Source organism: Flavobacterium araucananum (assembly GCF_002222055.1).
Lineage (GTDB): Bacteria > Bacteroidota > Bacteroidia > Flavobacteriales > Flavobacteriaceae > Flavobacterium > Flavobacterium araucananum.
Genome location: NZ_MUGS01000007.1, coordinates 62,298 through 86,313 on the forward strand (window position 1 = coordinate 62,298; position 24,016 = coordinate 86,313).

The following is a 24,016-nucleotide window of genomic DNA, read 5'->3' on the forward strand; positions in this document are numbered from 1 at the left end:
ACTTACCGTATAATCATTACTTTTTTTACTTTGGTTTCGCCACCATCCTGTGCCGAAATAAAAATCATGTATACTCCTGATGCCACTTTATATCTTCCAAATGCAGTTGTATCCCATTCTATTGTCCCTCCTTCTGAAGTAGTTTCATAAACAAGATTCCCTTCTATATCCGTAATTTTAATATTTGCTTTGTTTAATAAACCGGCAACTTTTACGGTTCCGGTAAATCCAGGACGAACCGGATTTGGGTAAACATATACATTATTCAAATCTTCATTTGCACTTGTAGAGGTTCCTTTAAAAGAAATTAATCCTTTGTCTGTAGCAATAAAAACTTCTCCTGTTGTGCTGTCAATATCAATATCATTTATCGTATTGCTAGGCAGCGGCGAATTGTTTATGGTAAAATGATATTTTGTTTCCTGCCCGTTAGGCGAAACCAGAAATACTCCGGAATCTGCTGTTGCAATCCATTTATTGTTTGAACCATCGACCACGATATCTGTAATAAATTGTTCGTACAATAGTTCCTGAGCCAAACCGTCTTCGACAATAATAATTGGTTTTGTAGCTAATTGATTGTCTGTTTGAAAACTATTTACATTAGACAAAACTCTTAATCCTTTTGTAGTTCCTATCCAGAGCTGATTATTATTATCCGGAGTAGCCACACGTGCATCAACTACAGGAAGATTTCCTGCATCTGCTCCTATTGTAATTTTTTTAAAAACATTTCCTTTTTCATTAAACCCTACAATACCATTATTAAATGTAGCAATCCATTTTGTTCCATTTTTATCGATCGACATTCTTCCAAAAGGACAACTCGGAATATCGACTATGATTGACTCTGTCGAAAAAACCTGCCAGTCTCCATTAGGCTTCAGCATTTTTATCCCGTTATCGACCAGACTATTGTTCATCCATAAATTACCTGATTTATCAAACACCATCCCATTGACCCATACATCCTGCGTTTTAGGCACTGCCTGCAATGAACTATTTGCTGTTCCGTAAAGATAAGTGGGTACATCGTTTTCTACTTTTAACAAACCGGTATCAAACGAACCTATATAAACTTTTTTCTCATTTGCAGGATCAACAGCAATTCGTATTAAAGATTTTGCACCCAAAACTTTCTCGTAAGGAACATTGAGCCATTTATTGTTGCTAAACTTACTTATCCCGTAACTCTTTTTAGGATATGGATTATAAACCCCTGAATAATCTCCATAAACGGTCCATAATGAAGTTGCCGTAGCCTGAAGCGCAAAAACATTATTTCTGGAAGGGCCGCTTGGGGTATTATTTTCAAAAGTCGAAGAACTTGATAACGTCGAAGAAAACAAACCGTTATCTTTTGTACCAATATAAAGCAAATCACCAATAGCTGTTGCACAGCTAAAGTTTACAGAATTATCCTTGACCTGAGTATTGGTAATCTGACGGTTTAAAATCATTTGATTATTATAAACAAAAACCGTATTTGATGTTGTAATAAATAAGTTATGATTGACGGCACGCATATCTTTTGCTGCTTGCGGTAGTTGCAAAAAACCAACAAATGTATTCGAATTATACCTGTTGATATATCCGCTCGAATTTATTGCAATAAGTTCTGTGTCTAATGTTTCTACACTGGACCAATCTCCTGAATTGACTACGACCCATTGATTAAAATCGATCAGATTTGCATTGGTACTATTTGCTCTTCTAACTCCGCTTGCCGTGGCTGCAAAAATAAATCCGTTAAAATAAGCCGTTTGCCTCACATTGATTTGCGCACCATTATCTCCAATAAAATAGGTGTCTCCAAATTGTAAGGTTGTCAAATTAAACTGTACAATTCCAAAATCACAAGAAACATAAACCAAACCGTTATGTTCCATAAAGTGATTGACTTTTTTTAGGTTTGCCGGTAATTGTTTGTTTAGAATATCTACCACTTTCAAAATACTGCCATCTGTATCATTGACCACAATCATAAGTCCGTTTTCGTAACCAATTATAGTTTTTTTGAATCCTTCGCTATGATATAAGGCAGAAATTGTCTGACCGGAAAGCCCTTCGACCGTTGTAGTAGTTTTGATGGTGTTTGTTGCTGCATTTTTAGAAAACAAGGCATTCTCTGACGCAGCAAAAACAGTTGTTGAAGTCTGTGAAATATCTTTTATTTCGTTAAACGAAAAATAACCCTGCCAGGACAATTTATTCTGAGCGAAACTAAATTGAAACAGCATTAAAAACAAAATATACAGAAAGCTTTTCTTCATTATTTGATATATTCGAATAGACAAATATACTACAAACGAAAGTATTAGTTTTTTGTTCTTTAGAAATAAAAAAATGCCTTCAATTCTCTTTAAAAAAAGAAAAATGAAGGCATCTTAAAATTGTAAATAAAACTTATACTACACCCTGAGCAAGCATAGCATCGGCAACTTTAACAAATCCGGCAATGTTAGCTCCTTTTACGTAGTTTACATAACCGTCTTCGCCTGTACCATATTTTTTACATTGGTTATGAATTCCAATCATAATATCTTTTAATCTCAAATCTACTTCTTCACTTGTCCAGTTTAGACGAATTGAGTTTTGTGTCATTTCTAATCCAGATGCAGCTACTCCACCTGCATTTGCAGCTTTTCCTGGAGCAAAAAGTACTTTATTATCCAAAAATAATTTAATTGCGTCCAGTGTCGAAGGCATATTTGCAGCTTCAGTAACACATAAAACACCATTATCAATTAGTTTTTTAGCATCTTCTCCTGTTAATTCGTTTTGAGTAGCACATGGTATAGCAATATCTACTTTTACTTCCCAAGGGCTTTTTCCTTTATGAAAAACAGCATTTGGATATTTGTGTGTATAAAGTTCTGCTCTGTTATCTCCGGTCGCTCTCATTTCGACCATGTGTTCGATTTTTTCTCCAGAGATTCCTTCTTCATCATAAATATAACCATCAGGTCCGGAAATAGTAACTACTTTCCCTCCTAATTCATTTATTTTTAGCGCCACTCCCCAAGCTACATTTCCAAATCCTGAAATTGCAACTCTTTTTCCTTTTATTTCATGCCCGATAGTACGAAGCATTTGATCTGTAAAATAAACAACACCATAACCAGTAGCTTCCGGTCTGATTAATGAACCACCGTAAGCCAATCCTTTTCCGGTTAGCACTCCTGTAAATTCATTTCTAATTCTTTTATATTGCCCAAACAAGTAACCAATTTCTCTGGCACCTACACCAATGTCTCCAGCAGGAACATCAAGATCTGGACCAATATGACGACATAATTCAGTCATAAACGATTGACAGAAACGCATGATTTCTCCATCAGATTTTCCTTCCGGATCAAAATCAGATCCTCCTTTTCCTCCACCCATTGGAAGAGTTGTAAGGCTGTTTTTGAATACCTGCTCGAAAGCCAGGAATTTTAACACCGATAAATTAACGGTATGGTGAAATCTGATTCCACCTTTGTATGGTCCAATTGCAGAGTTCATCTGAATTCTGAAACCTCTGTTTACAATTATCTCCCCTTTGTCATCAACCCAGGGAACTCTAAAAATAATCGACCTTTCCGGCTCAGCAATTCTTAGCAGTAAATTTTTTCCATCATATTTTTTTCGATCGGCGATAAATGGAATTACCGTTTCTGCAAATTCTCTAACGGCTTGAAGAAATTCTGGCTCGTTTGGATTTTTTGACTCCACAAGAGCCATAAATTCATTTATTTTTTGTTCCATTTTTAAATAAATTATTCAATAAATAGTTTGTAAACTTTAAAATCATTTAAACAAGAAAATACGTTTTAAGAAAACGTTTTCGTAACAACACGCAAAGGTAGAACAAATCTATCATGGTTTGTTATTTTTTTTCGTTTTTGAAACAGAATTGTGTAATTTCTAAACAATCCTAAAAATACGATTTTAGACTTCGAAGTTTGCATCGAATCACTGTACTTAAAGTCAAGAAATTAAGTCTTTTGTTACTAATTTTTTAATACACGTATTTTATATTTTGATTAATGCATGTTTTTTATATATTTGCCAAGATTTGAAAGCCCAAAAACATGCTCAAACCTATAATAATGACGTTATTTGCCTTTTTTGGCATAACCACGATAGCGACTGCACAATCTGATCTTGCCCAAGAAGTAGGAATAATATTCGGTCCTTTATCTTTTCAATCTGATTATGGTCAAAGAAATAATTTTGACACTAACATTGGAAATACTGGATTTGGTATTGGAATTGTTCACTTTATAAACTTCTCTGCCAACAACAACAGAGAAAGTTTTTTTACAGAACATTTTAAAGTCAGATCCGAATTATCTTTCAACAAAACCAATCTGGAACATTTTGGTAAATGGGTAGATATAGAAAAAAGCAAAGGATTGGTGCAACACCTTAGAGCTATGCACGGTAGCTCAACCTTAGTAAACCTTGGAGCTCAATTAGAGTATTCTCCGTTTATGAAAATCCATGACTTCGAAAATACAATAGGTAGTTTTAGTCCCTATTTAAGTTTAGGATTTCAGGTGAGTTATTACTCTGCAAAAACAGGATCCAGATTAGGACAATTAGGACTGGCTTCTACAACTTACCCCAAATACTTAACCCCTTCTGATGGTCGACAATTTGGTTTCTCTAATGAAAACGGCGTTGTACTATCTGCTACTGCCGGAGTAGGTGTACATTATAAGTTAACAACAATGAGCGATTTGATGTTCGAAGTTCGTTATCAGGGATATAGTTCTGACTGGGTAGATGGTTTAAATCCAAATAAAGACCTTTATAAAGAAAACAAATCAAATGATTCTCAGGTTTGGTTTAATGCAGGATATATTTATTATCTGGAATTTTAAGGATATAAAAAACAGAAACAAAACCCCCAATTCTTTCGAGTTGGGGGTTTTTATTTTTATGCTAATGCTTGTTCAATATCTGCGATTAAATCTTCGGCATCTTCAATACCAACACTCAATCGAACCAAGTCGTCAGTAATACCAACTTCTGCTCTTTTATCTGCCGGAATAGAAGCATGCGTCATCAAAGCCGGATGATTGGCCAATGACTCAACACCTCCAAGAGATTCTGCCAGAGTAAATACTTTTAGCTTCTCTAAAAACGAAATCGAATCTTCTTTTTTACCTGATTTAAATGTAAAAGAAACCATTCCGCCAAAAGCTTTCATTTGTTTTTTAGCAATTTCATGAAACGGATGGCTTTTTAAACCCGGATAATAAACCGTATCAATTTTAGGATGATTGCTTAGATATTCAACCACTTTTTCTCCATTTTCGCAATGTCTTTGTACTCTTAACGAAAGTGTTTTAATTCCTCTTAGAACTAAAAAACTATCCATTGGCCCAAGTGTTGCTCCCGTAGCAAATTGCTGAAAATGCAATTGCTCTCCTAAAGCCTCATCTTTTACAATCAAAGCTCCGGCAATAACATCAGAGTGTCCGCCTAAATATTTTGTAGCAGAGTGCATGACGATATCAGCCCCTAAATCAAGAGGTTTTTGCAAATATGGTGTTGCAAAAGTATTGTCTACTGCAAATAAAATTTTATGTGCTTTTGTAATTTTTGCCACTTCTTCGATGTCGGCTAATTTCATTAACGGATTTGTTGGTGTTTCTACCCAAATCAGTTTTGTATTTTCATTGATTAAGGCTTTCAGCTTCTCGATATCAGTCATATCTACAAAATGAAATTTAATTCCCGAATCTTTATAAATACGAGAAAACATTCTATAAGTTCCTCCGTATAAATCATCCATTGCAATAATTTCATCTCCTGCTTTAAAAGATCTTAAAACACAATCTGTAGCTGCTAAACCGGACGAAAATGCCAAACCGCGAGTACCATTTTCTATACTTGCCAAAGCATTTTCTAAAGCCGTACGAGTTGGGTTCGACGCTCTGCTATACTCATAATCCGCCAAAGGTTTTCCCGGACTTGTTTGTATAAAAGTTGAAGTTTGATACACCGGAGGCATAACTGCTCCTGTACTTGGATCATGATGTTGACCCCCATGTATTACTTTAGTATTGAATTTCATATAGTTACAAATTTTAAATGCTTAAATGTGCTACAAATTTACCGTTTAATTTATTTTAATCCTGAAACAACTTATTACCTTTGTATATAATTAACACTTTTTGACATGAAACAGTATACTTTTCTAGTCTTTTTGTTCGTAATACTTACCAGTTGCAATAAAGAGCTTTCATTTGACAATGAGACATTTGAAAAAGAATCTACTATTGCCTGCAAAAAAGATTGTCCTAAAATTACAATTAATATTCCTATTGCTAAAAATATTCCCATTGTCGCAGACAGCATTAATAAAAAAGTTTTTTTGGTCATAAAAGACATCGTGTATTTTGAAGAAGATGCATCAAAAGCAAATGACTACAAAACACTCGCAGCCTCATTTATTGCTTCTTATGAAGGAATGCATAAAAAATTTCCCTCAGAAACTTTTGGGTGGGAAGCAAAAATAAAAGGAAACATTGAGTTTGAATCGGAACAGATCATTAATATAAAAATTGACCATTATACTTTTACCGGTGGCGCACATGGTTATCAGGGTTTCCGATCTTTATTGTTTAATCCCAAAACCGGAAAAACTATTTTTACCAATAGTATTTTCAAAAACGAAAAAGAGTTTATGGCTTTCGCCGAAAAAGAATTCAGGTCAAAATATAAAATTCCGGCAAAATCAAATATTAATGCTACAGGGTTAATGTTCGAAAATGACAAATTTCAATTACCACAAAATATTTTTTATACCAATGAAGGTTTGCTTTTATATTACAACTCTTATGAAGCCGCTTCTTATGCAGATGGACCAAAAGAGATTTTGTTTCCTTATGAAAAAGTTCGTCAGTATTTGAAATATCGATAACTGCAATCTTATGTTAGACGCACGGCAGTGCGTCTCTACGAAAACCTTTGTCGCTTTGCACCTCTGAACCTTATTTTAGATGTACTACTGTGTGCCCCTACAAAAAACCTTTGTCGCTTTGCACCTCTGAACCTCTGCAACCCTATTTTGAACCTTCCTGAAAATCATATTTCATCTTCCTTAAAATCCTTAAAGCTTCCTTAAACGATAAATAGATATGGACAAAAGGCTTTAAAAGCAATTTTGCATCAATTAGTTTTTGCTTGGCATCATCGAAACTATTCAGGTAACAAATCATAAAAGTCGATGGCAGATTTTCGAGATCTTTTAATTCACGCTCTGATAATGCAATTCCTTTTTGCAATTTTTGAAGCAATGCCGTATTTGCATTGTAGATATGATACAACATCTTTCTGTTAAACTCCGGAGGCTGAAAAAGCATTTTTCGGTCTATTTTGTAATAACCGTTGTCAAAAAAATGAATCGTTTGTTGCTCTAAAGGATAATAACTTGTTTTGTCATTTAAGCCTAGCGGAACATACTCTGTTATCGTAAAACTATCATCATCAAAAACAATCGTAACCACATCCTGAGCCGAATAAAAAAGCTTGATCTGTTCGTTGATCAGTTCAATATCAACGCGGGACAAAAAGGTTTTATCACGGGATTGTTTAGGAACTCCTGCCCAGCAAATCACAAACAATTCTTTAAAAACATGATATTTAGGCGACATGTCTTTATGCCTGAAATTCATAAAATCGATAACGCCGTCAAGTGTATACTGAATACTGTTACGGGAACTATTTTCGATACCAATAACGGTTTCAGTATTCTGATAATTCTTTTCGATTTCCCCTTCAACCGGGACGGAATTGCTGCCGCGTCTTATAAAAACACTATTGGCTGGAGTTGTATGAATTCCTTTTTTAAAATATGAAATTTTACTTTTGGGTTTAATCGTAACTAATCCCACAACTTTGTCTTTGGGAAGATTAGGAAAAGGTACATTTTCATACTGAATTTTAGGAGGATTTTCCAGAAAAGCATTTACAAGATTCTGAATTCGGCTATCGTCAAAAAAGTCATCGCCTACGATTTCATTGTCATGATCTTCGACACCAACGACGATATAAGAATTATTGGTCGGATTAGAATTAGACAAGGCGCAAATGTGTTTTAGAAACTTTCCTTTTCCTTCCCGCGAATGCAAATTCAATTGCCTTTTTTTGTCATAAAAACTGCTCTCGTCATTATGTGCAAGGAGATTTTTTATTAAAAGGCGTTTATTGATCATAGTTTAGTTTTTTTCTGCCACGAATTGCACTAATTTACACTAATTTTATTTATCTGAAACACTTTAAAATTTGTGTTACTCCAAATTTTAAACCTCAAAAAAAGCTCCAGCGGAGCATTATATTTATAGCTAATTACGCATCTAACAAGAAGCAAAGCTCCAGCGGAGCGATATCTGAACTTATTTATAGAATATTTCACCCCCGATGGGGTTGATTTTTAATATATTTAAAAATCTCTATAAATATACCGTCCCGCTGGGACTATGATGATTATAAAAAAACAACTTAATTTTTCTTCACAATTGTCGACGACGCTTGCGCTGTACTCATAACCACCAGATCAGCAATATTTACATGATATGGTCTTGAAACCACAAAATGAATGATATCTGCAATATCTTCTGCCTGCAACGGATCGAAACCTTTGTATACGTTTGAAGCTCGTTCGAGATCCCCTTTAAAACGTACTTCGCTAAACTCCGTTGCCACCATTCCCGGATGAATTCCTCCTACTCTGATCCCAAATGGATTTAAATCAATTCGCATTCCGGCTGTAATGGCATCTACGGCGTGTTTTGTTCCGCAATACACATTTCCGTTTGGGTAAACTTCTTTTGCTGCCGTTGAACCAATATTAATAATATGTCCGGAATTTTTAGCCGTCATTTTCGGGATTACGGCTTTCGAAACATACAAAAGTCCTTTTACATTTATATCGATCATCGCATCCCAATCGTCTACATCTCCCGTTTGTATTGGATCTAAACCATGTGCATTTCCGGCATTATTAATTAAAATATCAATATCTGCAAATTCTTTCGGCAAATTATTAATACTATCAAAAGCAGCATTTTTATCCCTGACATCAAAAGACAGGGAATGTACTTCGGTAAAAACCGAAAGTTCTTTTTCAAGTTCTGTTAGTCTCTCAATGCGTCTTCCGCAAAGGATCACCTTATAGTTATTTCTAGCCAATATTTTTGCGGTTGCTTTACCAATTCCGCTTGTCGCTCCAGTTATTAAGACTGTTTTTTTCATGTAATTTTTTTTTTAACACATAGAGACATAGATTTAAAGCTTAAAAAAGACGTTTCACTTCACATGAATTCACATAGCTATGTGAAAATGATTTGTCATTTATTTTTACCTCATTTAAAACAATAAAAATCTATGTATCTATGTGTTTATTTTTTATCCACAGATTAAAAAGATTCTCACAGATTGAAAAATCATTTTAATCACTTTAATCTGTGGCAAATATTTTTTTAAATAGCATTTAGCTGAATACTAAAAACTGTAAACTGAACACTTTTTTCAGGCAACTTCTTCGCCTCTGCTTTCTGTCCAGATGGCAAACCAGTCTTCTTTATCCATTTCCAGTTCAACTGCTTTCATCAGGGACTGAATTCTGGCAATATTTACCGTTCCGGCAATTGGAATCACTCCAGCGGGATGTTTTAAAATCCAGGATAATAAAAGTGTATCAGAACCAAAACCATATTTTTGAACTAAATCTGCCAGTAATTTTTTCAAACGACGTGTTTTTTTAGTGTCTTCTCTAAAAACGGTTCCAAGCGGATTCCATGACAACGGACGAATACGGTGTGTTTGCATATAATCAAAACTTCCATCAATCATTGGTTCAAAATTCGTTGCCGAAAATTGCACCTGATTATAACTTACTTCTGTTTTCTGACGGATTAATTCGGTTTGAGAACTCGTAAAATTCGAAAGTCCAAAATCAATAATTTTCCCTTCTGCTTTTAATTTCTCTACCGCTTCTGCAATTTCATCGGCTTGCATTAGCGGACTTGGTCTGTGTAATAAAAAAACATCCACATAATCTGTTTTCAATTTTTTTAGTGATTCTTCAAGAGACCAAACAATATAATCCCTGGAGTAATCATAATGTTTAATTTTGTTCGGGCGGTTTTCGGCGATCATCTGAATTCCGCATTTGGTAATCAATTGTAATTTCTCTCTTGAAATTTTGCTGTCGTGAAATGCTTTTCCAAAATCAGCTTCTGTGGTATAAGATCCGTAAATGTCTGCGTGATCAAAAGTTGTAATTTTGTTTTCGATACAAAGTTGTATCAGGTTTTCCATTTCTTTAGTTGTAAGGTTTTTATCCCAAACTCCCCAATTCATAGTGCCCGAAATTATGGGCGATAATGCTGTTTTACTCATGGTTTTATTGCGTTATTTTTGGTAATAAATATGCTTTTCTGAAGCATAATCATCAAAGTTCTTAAAAATATAAAAATAGATTCACAATTAGTCCTTAAAATTAGGTCATTGGTCGAAGTTTTAACCATTCTTTAACATCTTACTTCTCAAAAAATATTCAATTTGCACTCTCAAAAGTTAGGCATAAAAATCAACGTTTTAAAAAGGTTTTAAAAATATTTATATGGAAGAAAATACAACGACTTTAGACATTAGAGCGATAAATGAAAAAATTGAAAGAGAAAGTGCTTTTATAGACCTTCTTACAATGGAAATGAACAAAGTCATTGTGGGCCAGAAACATATGGTCGAGCGTTTATTAATTGGACTTCTGGGACAGGGGCATATTTTGCTTGAAGGTGTTCCGGGATTGGCCAAGACTTTGGCGATAAATACTTTGTCGCAAGCAGTACAAGGTTCGTTCAGTCGTATACAGTTTACTCCTGACTTATTACCTGCCGATGTCGTTGGTACGATGATTTATAACATCAAAGCAAACGAATTTTCTATTAAAAAAGGGCCAATCTTCGCTAATTTCGTTCTTGCCGATGAGATTAACCGTGCTCCGGCAAAGGTTCAGTCAGCACTTTTGGAGGCGATGCAGGAAAAACAAGTTACTATTGGCGACACGACTTTCAAACTTGATCGTCCGTTTTTAGTACTTGCCACACAAAACCCGGTAGAGCAGGAAGGAACATATCAGCTTCCGGAAGCACAAGTCGATCGTTTTATGCTAAAAACTGTAATTGATTACCCAAAAATTGATGAAGAGCGTTTTGTAATTCGTCAAAACTTAAAAGGTTCTTACGAAAAAGTAAACGCCGTAGTTTCTGTAGAGCAAATTTTACGTGCTCAGGAAGCAGTTCGTGAAGTGTACATGGACGAAAAAATCGAAAAATATATTTTAGATATCATATTTGCTACTCGTTATCCAGAGAAGTACAAACTTGCAGACTTAAAACCTCTTATTAGTTTTGGAGCATCGCCACGTGGAAGTATCAATTTAGCCGTTGCAGCAAAATGTTATGCTTTTATCAAACGTCGTGGATATGTAATTCCAGAAGATGTTCGTGCAGTTGTACATGATGTTTTACGTCACAGAGTTGGAATAACGTATGAGGCCGAAGCCGAAAACATTACTTCTGTAGACATTATCAACAAAATCGTAAACGAGATTGAAGTACCTTAAAAATAGTTTTCAGTTTTCAGTCACAGTGAACCTCATATTAAGTAAACTGCGACTGAAAACTGCGACTGAAAACTAAAGAAATGGATACAAAAGAGCTTTTAAAAAAAGTACGGAAAATAGAAATCAAAACCAAAAGACTGAGCAATCATATCTTTTCGGGAGAATATCACTCTTCTTTTAAAGGACGAGGGATGACTTTTAGTGAAGTACGTCAATACCAATATGGCGATGACATTCGTAACATCGATTGGAATGTAACTGCGCGCTATAACGAAGCCCACGTAAAAGTTTTTGAAGAAGAACGCGAATTGACCATGGTTTTAATGGTTGATATTTCGGGATCTGAGGGTTTTGGTTCAAAAAGTCAGTTTAAAAAAGACATCGTCACTGAAATTGCAGCAACGATGGCTTTTTCGGCTACACAAAACAATGATAAAATTGGCTTAATATTATTTTCTGACAATGTCGAATTGTATATTCCGCCAAAAAAAGGGCGTTCGCACGTTTTGAGAATTATCCGTGAATTGATCGAATTTGAACCTAAAAGTCAAAAAACCGATGTTGGAGCTGCCTTAAAATTTTTATCAGGAACTCAGAAAAAGAAAGCGATTGTTTTTGTTATTTCAGATTTTATGTCTGAAAATTATGAGCAGACTTTAAAAATTGCTTCTAAAAAACACGATATTACAGGCGTTAGGGTTTATGATATCCGTGAAGAAAAAATCCCGAATTTAGGAATGGTAAGTATGCTTGATGCCGAAACGGGAAAAATTCAACTAGTCGATACGGGCTCCAAAACAGTGCGAATGAATTACGAAAAACACTATCAGGAAAGAGTAAATTATTTCAAGGATATTTTTAGTAAATCAGGCGCAGGAGTTGTAAACACCAGAGTCGACGAAAATTACGTAACGAAACTATTAGGTTATTTCAAATCAAGGTAAATAATTTTAGAGTGCAGATATTAGATTTTAGATTTTTTGAAAATTCATAAATTATATTTCTTATCAAAAATTATACATAAAAAAATCCGTTTAAATCTGTGCCATCCGCGTCATCCGCGTGCCATAATTAAGCATTCATTTTAGAATAAAATCTGAAATCAAAAATCAAATGAAATTAAAGTTTTACATATTTTTATTTTTACTTTCCTCAGCTATTTTTGCCCAGCAAAAACAAGTAGAGACGAGCATTGATACTACAAAAAATAAAATTGGTGCTGAATTTAAGCTAACCCTTAAAACAGTGGTCAGCTCAAAATCAAAAGTTGTTTTTCCTAAACTAAAAAACATTGGTGCTCTTGAAGTAATTCAATCGTATCCTGTTGACACCGTTAAGAAAAATGACACGTACGAGTTAATCAAAAAATATGGCTTAACGCAATTTGATTCCGGAAAATATACCATTCCGAGTATTAAAATCCTGATCGACAAAAAGCCTTTTTCAACAGATTCGATTCGTGTTGAAGTGGCAAGTATAAAAGTCGATACTTTGCAACAAAAAATGTACGATATCAAGGATATTACTGCTGCAGACAACGGTTTTAGCGAATGGTGGCTTTACCTTTTAATTTTGGTTGTAATTCTTGGTATTGGAGCTTTTGTTTATTGGTACGTTAAAAAACACCAAAAGAAAAAAATCGAAGAAGAAGTTTATAAAACTCCGATCGAAAAAGCGACAAGTTTACTGAATAATCTGGAGCAAAAAGAACTGGTTCAAAAAGGTGAAATCAAAGAATATTATAGCGAACTAACGGATATTGCCCGTAACTATATTGAAGAAGCCATTCATATCCCGGCGATGGAAAGCACAACTTCTGAATTGATTCAGGCAATAAGAACGGCTTCTACCAAAAAGAAAATGACGTTAACACCGGAAACGGTCGAGAATTTAGAACGTGTTTTACGTCAGGCAGATTTGGTGAAATTTGCCAAATCTAAACCGCTTGATTTTGAAATTACCGAAGACAGAAATAAAATACAAAGGGTAATTTTGACGCTTGACAATGCAATCCCAACCGAAGTTCCGGCTGAAGAAGAAGACCAGTTATTGAATGAAGCGCAAAAGCAAAAGCAAATCAAACTTCAACTGCTTAAAAAACGGAACAAACGTATCGCTATAGCAGCAGGAACAGTTGTGTTTTTATTGATCGCTACCACAACATTCTTTATCGCTACAAAAGGTTTTACATATGTAAAAGATAATGTTTTGGGCAATGCATCAAAAGAATTATTAGAAGGAGAATGGGTAAAAAGTGAATACGGAAATCCAGGTGTATTAATCGAAACTCCAAAGGTTTTAAAACGAATGGATACTCAAAAAGTATTGCCTAAAGAAGCAATGGCCCTGATTAAGGAAATGCAACTTTTTGCGTATGGAAGTATGACAGATAATTTTTTCATCACAGTTTCTACCAGTAAGTTTAAAACCCCAACTGATATAGATTTAGCAAAAGCACTTGAAGGTTCTTTAAAAATAATTGAAGCTCAGGGTGGTCAGAATATTATTGTAAAACAAGAAGATTTTCAAACCAACTCGGGCATTCAGGGCGTAAAAGGATACGGAACAATGACCGTTTTAAACCCTATCGATAAATCAAGCACAAAAGCTTATTATGAACTTTTGCTTTTTAAACAAGATCAGGGATTACAACAAATTATGATTTTACACGAAGAAGGTGATACATACGCCAATGATATTACAACTAGAATTTTAAATTCTGTTGAACTTAGAAAAGCGAGCAACTAATGGGAAATATAACTTTTTTAAATCCGGAATTTTTTTGGTTGTTTCTACTAATTCCTATTGCAATTGGCTGGTTTTTCTGGAAACGCAATCAGCAATCGGCTACCTTAAAAATGAGTTCGACTCAGGGTTTCAAAAACAGCGAATCGCTTTTAACAAAATTAAAACCTTGTTTGTACGTTTTTAGAATTATTGCTTTAAGTTCTTTAATTATTGCATTGGCAAGACCCAGAACTGTTGACATTAGCAGCCAGACTAAAACAACAAAAGGAATCGATATTGTTCTTGCAATAGACGTTTCCGGGAGTATGCTGGCAAAAGATTTAAAGCCAAACCGAATGGAAGCTTTAAAAAGAGTTGCTTCTGATTTTGTTGTCGAAAGACCAAATGACAGAGTGGGATTGGTTTTATACGCTTCTGAAGCCTATACTAAAACACCCGTTACAAGCGATAAGGCCATTATTCTTGAAGCTATAAAAGGTATTAAATACGATACTGTTTTACAAGACGGAACCGGAATTGGGATGGGATTGGCAACTGCCGTAAACCGTCTGAAAGACAGTAAAGCCAAAAGCCGAATTATTATTTTGATGACTGATGGTGTAAACAATGCCGGTTTTATCGAACCGGAAACAGCATCTGACATTGCAAAACAATACGGAATAAAAGTATATACGATTGGAATTGGTACCAACGGAATGGCAGCATCGCCATACGCTTATGCACCAAACGGAGGATTTTTGTATAAAATGCAAAAAGTAGAAATCGACGAACAATTAATGAAAAATATTGCCCGTAAAACCGATGGAACTTATTTTAGAGCAACCAGTAATGATAAATTAGCCGAAATATACAATTCGATTAATAAATTAGAAACTACTGAAATTCAAGAATTAAAGTTCTACGATTACGACGAGAAATACAGAGCCTTTGTTTTACTCGCAGCATTTTTGTTATTGTTAGAAGTAGGTTTAAGAAATACAGTTTACAGAAGCTTTATATAATATTTTAGTCGCAGTCACGGTTTACAGTTTACAGCTGAAAACTACGACTGAAAACTGCGACTGAAAACTAGAACTAAAAATGGAATTAGACGAAAAAAAATATTTATACCTTTTATTATTACTCCCAATTGTGGTGTGTATTTTTCTTTTTAATATGTATTGGAAAAGAAAAAAACAACGCGAATTTGGTGATCTCGAAATGGTAAAAAGACTGAGCCCGGAAAGATCTGTTTTTAAACCGGTATTAAAATTATCCGTATTACTTTTGGCACTTGCCTGTTTGATTATTGGGCTGGTAAACCCGAAAATTGGAACCAAAATGGAAACGGTAAAACGCGAAGGTATAGACATTGTTTTTGCTGTCGATGTGTCTAAAAGTATGCTTGCCGAAGATGTGGCTCCAAGTCGTTTAGAAAAAAGTAAACAACTGGTTTCGCAAATCATCAATAATTTAGGAAGCGACAGGATTGGAATCGTAGCCTATGCCGGAAGTGCTTTCCCGGTTTTGCCTATTACATCAGATTATAGTGTTGCCAAGATGTTCCTGCAAAGTATGACGCCGGATATGGTTTCGTCGCAAGGAACTTCGCTTGATGAAGCCATCAAATTATCATCGACTTATTTTGATGAGAAAAGTAAAACAAGCAAGTTGTTGATTTTAATTTCTGATGGAGAAGACCATTCTGAAGGAGCATCTGCTGCTGCTGAAGAAGCGAACAAAATGGGAATGAAAATTATCACCATTGGTGTTGGTACAGAAAAAGGAGGCACAATACCATTAAAAGAAAATGGCGTAGTCAAAAGCTATCAGAAAGATCAAAATGGCGAAACTGTTATTACAAAACTAAACCAGGAAGGATTAAAAACCATTGCAAAAGCTACAAAAGGCGGTTATGTATATGGAGGCAATACGAAGGAAGTTTTAGAATATATCAAAAATGCCTTAAACAATATACAGAAAACCGAATTTGAAGCTACGCAAATGGCCGATTTTCAATCGCAATTTCAATGGTTCATTGGCTTTGCTTTCTTATTATTGTTTGTTGATATTTTTCTTTTAGAAAGAAAAACAAATTGGATAAAAGAGTTGAATTTATTTAACGAAAAGAAATAATAAAGTTAGCCCCTAATTACCCGAATTTACACAAAAGAAAAAATGTCCTTTTGAAATTCAAAAATAAAAAACAATTTACTTCGTAAAAATTGGTGCAATTGGTGGCAAACTAAAAACATAAAAAATTAGAATGAAAAATTTACTTCTTTATATTTTACTAACGTTTTCTTTGGCGGTTTCTGCTCAGGAGAAAGACAAGACATTGCCGGATGCCAATGAAGAATATAAGCAGAATAAATTTATTGATGCTGAAGCTAATTACAGAATTTCGGAATCAAAATTTGCAAAACGTGCTACGGCTCCTTATAACTTAGGAAATACAATATACAGACAAAATCAGGTTTCTGAAGCCAAATTTGCCTATGCAAAAGCCATAAAAAATGCCAGAACAAGACCTGAAAAACATAAAGCTTTTCACAATTTAGGAAACGTTTTAATGAAGGAGAAAGATTATACGCAAGCTGTCGAAGCTTATAAAGAAGCGTTACGCAATGATCCTACGGATGATGAAACGCGTTATAATTATGCATACGCAAAACAAAAACTAAAAGAGAACCCTCCTAAAAACGATAAAAACAAAGACAAGAACAAGGATAAAGATAAGGACAAGGATAAAAATAAAGATAAAAACAAAGACAAGGACAAGAATAAAGACAAGGATAAGGACAAAGACAAAAAAGACGATAAAGGCGACAAAGACAAGGATAAAAAAGACGGCAAAAACGATCCTAAGAAAGAGGACAAGTCTGACAATAAAGGAGAGCCAAAACCGCAACCAGGAGGAATTTCTAAAGATCGTGTTCAGAATTTATTAGATGCTGTAAACAACGAAGAAAAGAAAGTTCAGGATAAAGTAAATGCGCAAAAAGTAAAAGGAAATCCTAGAAAAACAGAAAAAGACTGGTAGGTTATGGGTTAACCGTTTATTCGTTTGACCGTTAATTTGAGCTCAAAAAAACGAATAAACAATAAAACTGCAAAAAAACCGATTAAACAAGTTAACAATTAAACAGTTAAACAAAAACTGATAAACAATTAATGAAAAGATATTTAATTCTATTACTATTCACTTTTCAGGGGCTTATGGCTCAGGTTCAATTTGAAGCCAGAGTAAGCAAAAACACCCTTGGAGTAAACGAAAGATTACGTATTGACTTCATCATGAATGTTGATGGCGACAACTTTGACCAACCCACATTTGATGGTTTTAAAATTGTAGGCGGACCAAGCCAGCAAGTAAGTCAGTCCTGGGTCAACGGTAGAAGTTCTTTCCAGAAAATATACTCCTATATATTGCAACCCAACCAAAAAGGGACTGTTTATATCAAGCAAGCTGCCATAGAATACAACGGTCAGGTTTATAAAACACAACCTATAAAAGTTGTTGTAACCAATGCCGTTGCTCAGGAAAGAGATCCTAACGACAACAGCAGACCACAAGGCGCAGGAAATGAAACGTTGAATCTTGTTGCTGAAATTTCGAAAACAAATCCGTATCTAAATGAGCCTATAACGGTAGTTTACAAATTATACTTTAACAACATTAACGTTACCGGTTTTAAAGAACTGGCTAAACCTAAATACAATGATTTCTGGAATCAGAATATAGACATCAAACAATTGTCGATCGAAGAAGGGACTTTTCAAGGACAAAGATGCTATTTTGTAATTCTGAAAAAGACCATTTTATATCCTCAAAAATCAGGAAGACTTACTATTGAACCTCTTTCATTAGACATTGGTGTACAACTGCCTACAAATCGTCGCGATATGTATGGACAAATGCTCTTGACAGACGACAACAGGGTTGTTTCTGCCGGAGCCAAAGCTATCAACGTGCGGGCGCTTCCGGAAGCAACAAAACCGGAAGGTTTTGGTGGTGCTGTAGGTAGATTTAATTTTACTGTAACGCCTTCAAAAACCAAGCTGAAAAGCGGAGAAAGTCTCGACTTGATTGTGAGCGCTTCAGGAAATGGGAACATGAAATTGTTTACTTTACCAAAACCTGTTGTACCTAATGCATTAGAAATGTACGATCCGGTTCATGACGAACAAGTGACAACGTCACTTTCCGGAATGTCAGGAAAAATCACAGACAAATATTCTATAATTCCGCAATACAAAGGAAAGTATGCGATAAAACCAATGCAATTTTCTTATTTTGATTTGAATACCGGTTCTTATAAAACGATAACTTCACCAGAAATTATGGTCGATGTTTTAGACGGGCCAATGCAGGCAGAAGCCAATGCAACGGCAAATGCGTCTAAAAATGTAATTTCGAAAACAGATCAGTTTAAGTATATAAAATCAAAAACAATATTAGTCGCAATAGCTAAAAACGATTTTTACGGTTCGAATTTGTATTATATTCTGTTGTTCATGCCATTCTTAATAGTACCAATTATTGTTTTAGGGAAGAAAAGAAAAGAAGCTCTTGACGGCGATGTGACCGGAAACCGAATTAGAATGAACAATAAGTTAGCAAAGAAATATTTATCTGAAGCTAAAAAACAACTGAATAATAAAGAAGCATTTTATATTGCCTTAGAAAAAGCGATGCATAATTTCCTGAAAGCAAAACTGCACATCGAAACCTCAGAAATGAGCAAAGACAACATACAGGAACTATTGTTATCGAGAAATGCAAATCCGGAATCTGTTCAAAGTTTTATTAACCTGACAGAAAACTGTGAATTTGCCCGTTATGCGCCGGCATCAAGCGCATCGATTCAGCAGGATTATGACAAAGCTGTTTTGATTATTTCAGAACTAGAAAAACAGATCGTTTAAATACAGAATCAAACCTGACAGGTTTAAAGAAAATAAAATGAAAAACATAGTAGTATATCTTTTTTTATTAATCACTCAGGTTTTCTTTGCTCAGAGCAGCTTCGAAAAAGGAAATGCTTTGTACCAAAAGGGACAATACCAGCAAGCTGTTGATATTTATGAAAGCATTATTAAAGAAGACAAACAACAATCTGCAGAGTTATACTTTAACTTAGGAAACTCTTATTATAAACTTAACAAAGTAGCGCCTTCGATCTATAATTATGAGAAAGCCCTCGTTTTAAAACCTCACGATCCTGAGACTTTAAACAATTTAAAATTTGCAAAAAAACTAACTATTGATGAGATTAAAGAAATCCCGAAAGTTGGTTTTGCAAAACTGATTCAGAGTTTCACCGGAATTTTTGACTATAATATCTGGGCAAAAATTTCAATAGGTATTGCATTTGCTTTTTTACTAAGCTTTATTGGGTATTATTTCTCGCAACTTACGCTTACGAAAAGAATCTATTTTATTGGAATGTTTGTACTTTTAGTAGCTTTAATTTTAAGTATTTCTGCCGCAATAACCGAAAAAAATCATTTTAATAATGATCGCCCTGCAATTGTTTTTGCTGAATTAAGTGAAGTTCGCAGCGAACCTCAAAAAGCAGGTGCTGCTATTATATTACTGCACGAAGGAGCAAAAGTTTACGTAATAGAAAGTGTAGGCAAATGGAAGAAAATTGAACTAACAGACGGAAACGAAGGCTGGATTGATGGTTCGACAATTAAAGAAGTAAAATGAAATTTCTAAAATAGAAAATAAAAAAATCCCAAATTCCAACTTAACAACAATTGAAATTTGGGATTTTTCATATCAACTTGAGTTTATAATCATATAAGCGATAATAAATAATTATAAGTTATCTGCCTGCTTATAAAATGAAATACTATCCTTCATCTCCTCTTTTGAAATATTCTCCTCAGAAAAATTTGTATATCTAATGTATGAGTTGTCTTTTTCAAGACTGAACATGAAATTATCTTTTGTTTGAAACTTTGCCCCATTTTTCCCTTCATAAAAAACAACAAACACTTCCTTAATATTATTATCACCTGTTTTCAAAGCAGATTTCAATAGTATATTCTCTAAATCTTTATCTTTCACAGAGTCCTCTTTATGATCTGATTTACAGCTTATAAATAATAAAAAAAGCAATATTAACTTAAAAAGAAGTTTATTTACCATATAATTTTAGTTTAAATTAGAGATATAATTTCTAAAACCCATAAACTTTCTCAGGCGTAACGCAATAATCTAATTTTACATCTGATTCAAAAACATCTTCAATTTGGTTCTCGGCCTCAAAGAAAGAAAGTCCTATTTTAATAGTTTCCAGTTTGCATTCTGCCAGGAATTTATCATAGAAACCTTTTCCGTAACCTACTCTGTTTCCTGAAACATCAAAAGCCAAAAGCGGTACAAAAACAACCTCAATAGTTGCTGAAGGAACGGGCAAACCGTTTACAGGTTCCGGAATATTATATTCGTTTTTTTTGATTTTAGTATTATCCGTCAATAAAAAATGACTCATTCCGCGAGTATCAAAATCACTTTTCGAAACCACAATTTCTTTATCTTTTCCGGAAAGCAAATGCAAAATATATTCTGTATTGACCTCTTTTTGCTCTTCGATAGGCAAAAAAACATGATAATAAGTTTTACTCCAAATAGGCAATTGAATTAAATTATTGGCTATAGCCAAACTTTTTTCTTCGAGATCATCGAGAGTAAGTTCTTTGCGGAGATTTTTATAATGTAAGCGTAATTCTTTTTTATTCGTCGGCATTTTCAGGGCTATTTTTAGACATGTGGTAGATGGCATCGCCTTCATAAACAATTGGCGAATGATTGGCATTGATGACAAATCCGTCATGTGGTGCTTTTACTTTCTGTTCAAATTTACCAAACGGATCTGTAATGATTGCCAAAATAGTTCCTTTGGTCACAAATTTGCCTATTAAATTATAATCGTGCAACAAACCGGAACATTTTGCACGCAGCCAAACCGAATATTTGATGTAAATCGAAGGTTCTTTTGCATGTTCAACCACTTGTTTGGGATCAAGCATATCCAGATAATGCAACAAGCGCTTTACTCCCATTACACCTTCGTTTGCAATAACATTATTGATATCTAATGATTTTCCGCCTTCAAAAAGCAACATTTTTATATTGGCTTTTTCGCAAGTATTCCTAAAGGAGCCATTTATATTTTTAGAATATAAAGTAAAAGGCGCATTAAAAACATCTGCCAAAACTTTCAGTTCGGTATTATTTTCTGTAACCCTAATTTGTGGTGCATTAAAGCGACTTGCTCCGCCGGCATGAAAATCGACCGCATAATCAATAATCGGCAAAACTTCGGCAACTATATGATAGGCAAAACGACTCGCCAGAGAACCTTTTTTACTTCCCGGAAAAACACGGTTTAAATCTCTGCCGTCCGGAAATTCACGCGATTTATTTACAAAACCATACATATTGATAATCGGGATGCAAATAATGGTACCTTTTGAGGGACGATTAATTTTTTTGCTAATAAGCTGTCGAACAATTTCAACACCGTTTATTTCGTCACCATGAATGCCGGCTGAGAATAAAACTACCGGACCTTCAATTTTTGATCGACGTACAATTACCGGAATATTAAGCTTTGTGGTCGTGTGCAGCCTGGCAATTTCAACGTTTATTGTTTTGTTTTCTCCCGGCAAAATCGATTCGCCAAAAATAACCAAGGGTTTACTATTTTTCATGTAGAATTATAAAATCTAAATATAGAAATTATTCTTTTGATTTCGTAAATTTGAAACTAAATCAGTGTTAAGCTTTTTTTTCTCAAATCAGAATGATTTTTGAAAACACTGATCGATTATCTTCAGAAATAAAACAGAATGCAAAAACCATCCTTAGATCTTCAAATTCAAACTTTACCGGATAATCCCGGTGTTTATCAGTATTATGATAAAGATGGGAAGATCTTGTATGTAGGGAAAGCCAAAAATTTAAAAAAAAGGGTTTCCTCTTACTTCAATAAAATTCACGATACTGCCAAAACAAATGTATTGGTTCGAAAAATTGTAACCATAAAACACATCGTAGTTCCTACTGAAACTGATGCGCTTTTGTTAGAAAACAATTTGATCAAAACCTTACAGCCACGCTATAATGTACTGCTTCGCGATGACAAAAGTTATCCGTGGATTTGTATTAAGAAAGAACCATTTTCGAGAATATTTTCGACCCGACGTATGGTCAAAGATGGTTCTGAATATTTTGGTCCTTATACAAGTTTCAAAACCGTACACACTATTCTTGATTTAATCAAAGAATTATATCCGTTACGTACCTGCAATTATGATTTAAGCAAATCGAATATTGATTCCGGCAAGTTCAAAGTTTGCCTCGAATATCATATTGGTAATTGCAAAGGTCCTTGCGAAGGCTACGAACCGCTGGAAGAATACCAAAGACAGGTTGATGCGATCCGCGAAATCCTGAAAGGGAATTTTAAAGAGAGTATGAAAGATTTTAAGCGATTGATGAACCAATATGCACAAGATCTGCATTTTGAGGAAGCGCAGAAAATTAAAGAAAAAATCGAAGTTCTCGAAAACTATCAGTCAAGATCTACGATTGTAAACCCAAAAATCACCAATATCGATGTCTTTTCGATTGTATCTGATGAAAGTGCGGCTTTTGTAAACTTTTTACAGATTTCGCATGGATCGATTATTCGTTCGCATACTTTAGAAATGAAAAAAAAGCTGGACGAAACAGACGAAGAATTACTGGAACTAGCTATAATTGAACTTCGGGAACGTTTTCAGTTATTATCAAAAGAAATCATTGTTCCGTTTGAAATTGATTTGGGCGAAAATATAAAAACAACCGTACCGCAACTTGGCGACAAAAAACAAATTTTAGATTTATCGATTCGTAATGCTAAGTTTTACCGAATCGAACAATTAAAACAATTGCAAATTGTAGATCCGGACCGACACACGAACCGTATCATGGCGCAAATGCAAAAAGATTTGCGATTGCCTGTTGAACCGCGTCATATCGAATGTTTTGATAACTCGAATATTCAGGGAACAAATCCCGTTGCTGCCTGCGTCGTTTTTAAAGACGGAAAAGCCAGCAAAAAAGATTACCGCCATTTTAATGTAAAAACGGTCGAAGGTCCTGACGATTTTGCTTCGATGACAGAAATTGTCTATCGCCGCTACAAAAGATTATTAGACGAGAATGAACCTTTGCCTCAGCTTATTATTATCGATGGTGGAAAAGGACAATTATCTGCTGCCCTAAAGAGTATAGACGCACTGGAATTGCGCGGTAAAATTGCCATTATAGGGATTGCAAAACGTCTCGAAGAATTATTTTATCCCGGAGATTCAATTCCGTTATATCTCGATAAAAAATCAGAAACGCTAAAGGTAATTCAGCAATTGCGAAATGAAGCGCATCGATTCGGGATCACCTTTCATCGGGACAAACGAAGCAAAGCAGCGCTTAATTCCTCCGTAGAAAGTATTCCGGGTATTGGCGAAAAAACGATGCTTACGTTAATACAACATTTCAAAAGTGTTAAAAGATTAAAATTGGCGACCGAAAAAGAAATATCTGATGTCATAGGAGTATCAAAAGCCAAAAAAATTGTCGACTTTTACAGAACCAACTAG

General features: G+C 34.7%; 20 protein-coding genes. 11 read left to right on the forward strand and 9 right to left on the reverse strand.

The window, feature by feature from the left end; translation table 11 throughout:
- Positions 1-2 precede the first annotated feature (2 nt).
- Both porZ and gdhA read right to left on the reverse strand, forming a co-directional pair.
- Positions 3-2,273 carry a type IX secretion system anionic LPS delivery protein PorZ gene (gene porZ, locus B0A64_RS07105; protein WP_089478825.1) on the reverse strand — a complete coding sequence of 757 codons (2,271 nt, stop codon included), beginning with the start codon at positions 2,271-2,273 and terminating at the stop codon, positions 3-5.
- 133 nt (positions 2,274-2,406) lie between these two features.
- Entirely contained in the window at positions 2,407-3,750 is a 1,344-nt protein-coding gene (gdhA, locus tag B0A64_RS07110) for an NADP-specific glutamate dehydrogenase (RefSeq protein ID WP_089478826.1), read from the reverse strand.
- 326 nt (positions 3,751-4,076) lie between these two features.
- Here gdhA and B0A64_RS07115 point away from each other — a divergent pair, with 326 nt between their 5' ends.
- Entirely contained in the window at positions 4,077-4,871 is a 795-nt protein-coding gene (locus B0A64_RS07115; protein WP_089478827.1) for a THC0290_0291 family protein, read from the forward strand.
- A 56-nt stretch (positions 4,872-4,927) separates the two neighbouring features.
- Here B0A64_RS07115 and B0A64_RS07120 read toward each other — a convergent pair whose 3' ends face one another.
- Positions 4,928-6,070, reverse strand: a complete 1,143-nt coding sequence (locus B0A64_RS07120) for a cystathionine gamma-synthase (protein WP_089478828.1) — start codon at positions 6,068-6,070, stop codon at positions 4,928-4,930.
- A 105-nt stretch (positions 6,071-6,175) separates the two neighbouring features.
- Between B0A64_RS07120 and B0A64_RS07125 the strand changes: the two genes are divergently transcribed.
- Entirely contained in the window at positions 6,176-6,919 is a 744-nt protein-coding gene (locus B0A64_RS07125) for a DUF3298 and DUF4163 domain-containing protein (RefSeq protein WP_089478829.1), read from the forward strand.
- Positions 6,920-7,061: 142 nt separating this feature from the next.
- Here B0A64_RS07125 and B0A64_RS07130 read toward each other — a convergent pair whose 3' ends face one another.
- The 3 genes from B0A64_RS07130 to B0A64_RS07140 all read right to left on the reverse strand — a co-directional run bounded on the left by B0A64_RS07130 (position 7,062) and on the right by B0A64_RS07140 (position 10,401).
- Positions 7,062-8,213 carry an ATP-binding protein gene (locus tag B0A64_RS07130; protein WP_089478830.1) on the reverse strand — a complete coding sequence of 384 codons (1,152 nt, stop codon included), beginning with the start codon at positions 8,211-8,213 and terminating at the stop codon, positions 7,062-7,064.
- Between the two features lie 286 nt (positions 8,214-8,499).
- Complete coding sequence (locus B0A64_RS07135; protein WP_089478831.1) at positions 8,500-9,252, reverse strand: SDR family NAD(P)-dependent oxidoreductase; 753 nt, start codon at positions 9,250-9,252, stop codon at positions 8,500-8,502.
- Positions 9,253-9,528: 276 nt separating this feature from the next.
- Positions 9,529-10,401: an aldo/keto reductase gene (locus tag B0A64_RS07140; protein WP_089478832.1), complete on the reverse strand. Its 873-nt coding sequence runs from the start codon at positions 10,399-10,401 to the stop codon at positions 9,529-9,531.
- A 223-nt stretch (positions 10,402-10,624) separates the two neighbouring features.
- Here B0A64_RS07140 and B0A64_RS07145 point away from each other — a divergent pair, with 223 nt between their 5' ends.
- The 8 genes from B0A64_RS07145 (at position 10,625) to B0A64_RS07180 (ending at position 20,072) form a co-directional block, all read left to right on the forward strand.
- Positions 10,625-11,629 (forward strand): AAA family ATPase, encoded by a 1,005-nt coding sequence (locus B0A64_RS07145; RefSeq protein ID WP_072964260.1) that lies wholly within the window; start codon positions 10,625-10,627, stop codon positions 11,627-11,629.
- 80 nt (positions 11,630-11,709) lie between these two features.
- Complete coding sequence (locus B0A64_RS07150; RefSeq protein WP_089478833.1) at positions 11,710-12,573, forward strand: DUF58 domain-containing protein; 864 nt, start codon at positions 11,710-11,712, stop codon at positions 12,571-12,573.
- A 169-nt stretch (positions 12,574-12,742) separates the two neighbouring features.
- Positions 12,743-14,377, forward strand: coding sequence for a hypothetical protein (locus tag B0A64_RS07155; RefSeq protein ID WP_089478834.1), 1,635 nt, complete (start codon positions 12,743-12,745; stop codon positions 14,375-14,377).
- Positions 14,377-15,378 (forward strand): vWA domain-containing protein, encoded by a 1,002-nt coding sequence (locus B0A64_RS07160; protein ID WP_089478835.1) that lies wholly within the window; start codon positions 14,377-14,379, stop codon positions 15,376-15,378. The genes B0A64_RS07155 and B0A64_RS07160 overlap by 1 nt, the downstream gene beginning before the upstream one ends.
- A 79-nt stretch (positions 15,379-15,457) precedes the next feature.
- A complete protein-coding gene (locus tag B0A64_RS07165; RefSeq protein ID WP_089478836.1) occupies positions 15,458-16,492 on the forward strand; it encodes a VWA domain-containing protein in 1,035 nt (344 codons plus the stop codon).
- 130 nt (positions 16,493-16,622) lie between these two features.
- Complete coding sequence (locus B0A64_RS07170) at positions 16,623-17,399, forward strand: tetratricopeptide repeat protein (protein ID WP_089478837.1); 777 nt, start codon at positions 16,623-16,625, stop codon at positions 17,397-17,399.
- Positions 17,400-17,530: 131 nt separating this feature from the next.
- Positions 17,531-19,285, forward strand: a complete 1,755-nt coding sequence (locus tag B0A64_RS07175) for a BatD family protein (RefSeq protein WP_089478838.1) — start codon at positions 17,531-17,533, stop codon at positions 19,283-19,285.
- 37 nt (positions 19,286-19,322) lie between these two features.
- Positions 19,323-20,072, forward strand: coding sequence for a tetratricopeptide repeat protein (locus B0A64_RS07180; RefSeq protein ID WP_089478839.1), 750 nt, complete (start codon positions 19,323-19,325; stop codon positions 20,070-20,072).
- 111 nt (positions 20,073-20,183) lie between these two features.
- On the opposite strand, the gene B0A64_RS07185 is transcribed toward B0A64_RS07180, so the two are convergent.
- Genes B0A64_RS07185 through B0A64_RS07195 form a run of 3 tightly spaced genes read right to left on the reverse strand, consistent with a single transcriptional unit; the run spans position 20,184 to position 22,084 of the window.
- Positions 20,184-20,516, reverse strand: a complete 333-nt coding sequence (locus tag B0A64_RS07185; protein ID WP_089478840.1) for a hypothetical protein — start codon at positions 20,514-20,516, stop codon at positions 20,184-20,186.
- Positions 20,517-20,547: 31 nt separating this feature from the next.
- Positions 20,548-21,117, reverse strand: a complete 570-nt coding sequence (locus B0A64_RS07190; RefSeq protein WP_089478841.1) for a 5-formyltetrahydrofolate cyclo-ligase — start codon at positions 21,115-21,117, stop codon at positions 20,548-20,550.
- Positions 21,104-22,084: a succinylglutamate desuccinylase/aspartoacylase family protein gene (locus B0A64_RS07195; RefSeq protein WP_089478842.1), complete on the reverse strand. Its 981-nt coding sequence runs from the start codon at positions 22,082-22,084 to the stop codon at positions 21,104-21,106. Before B0A64_RS07195 ends, B0A64_RS07190 begins: the two co-directional genes overlap by 14 nt.
- 138 nt (positions 22,085-22,222) lie before the next feature.
- On the opposite strand from B0A64_RS07195, the gene uvrC reads away from it, so the two are divergent.
- Positions 22,223-24,016: an excinuclease ABC subunit UvrC gene (gene uvrC, locus B0A64_RS07200; RefSeq protein ID WP_089478843.1), complete on the forward strand. Its 1,794-nt coding sequence runs from the start codon at positions 22,223-22,225 to the stop codon at positions 24,014-24,016.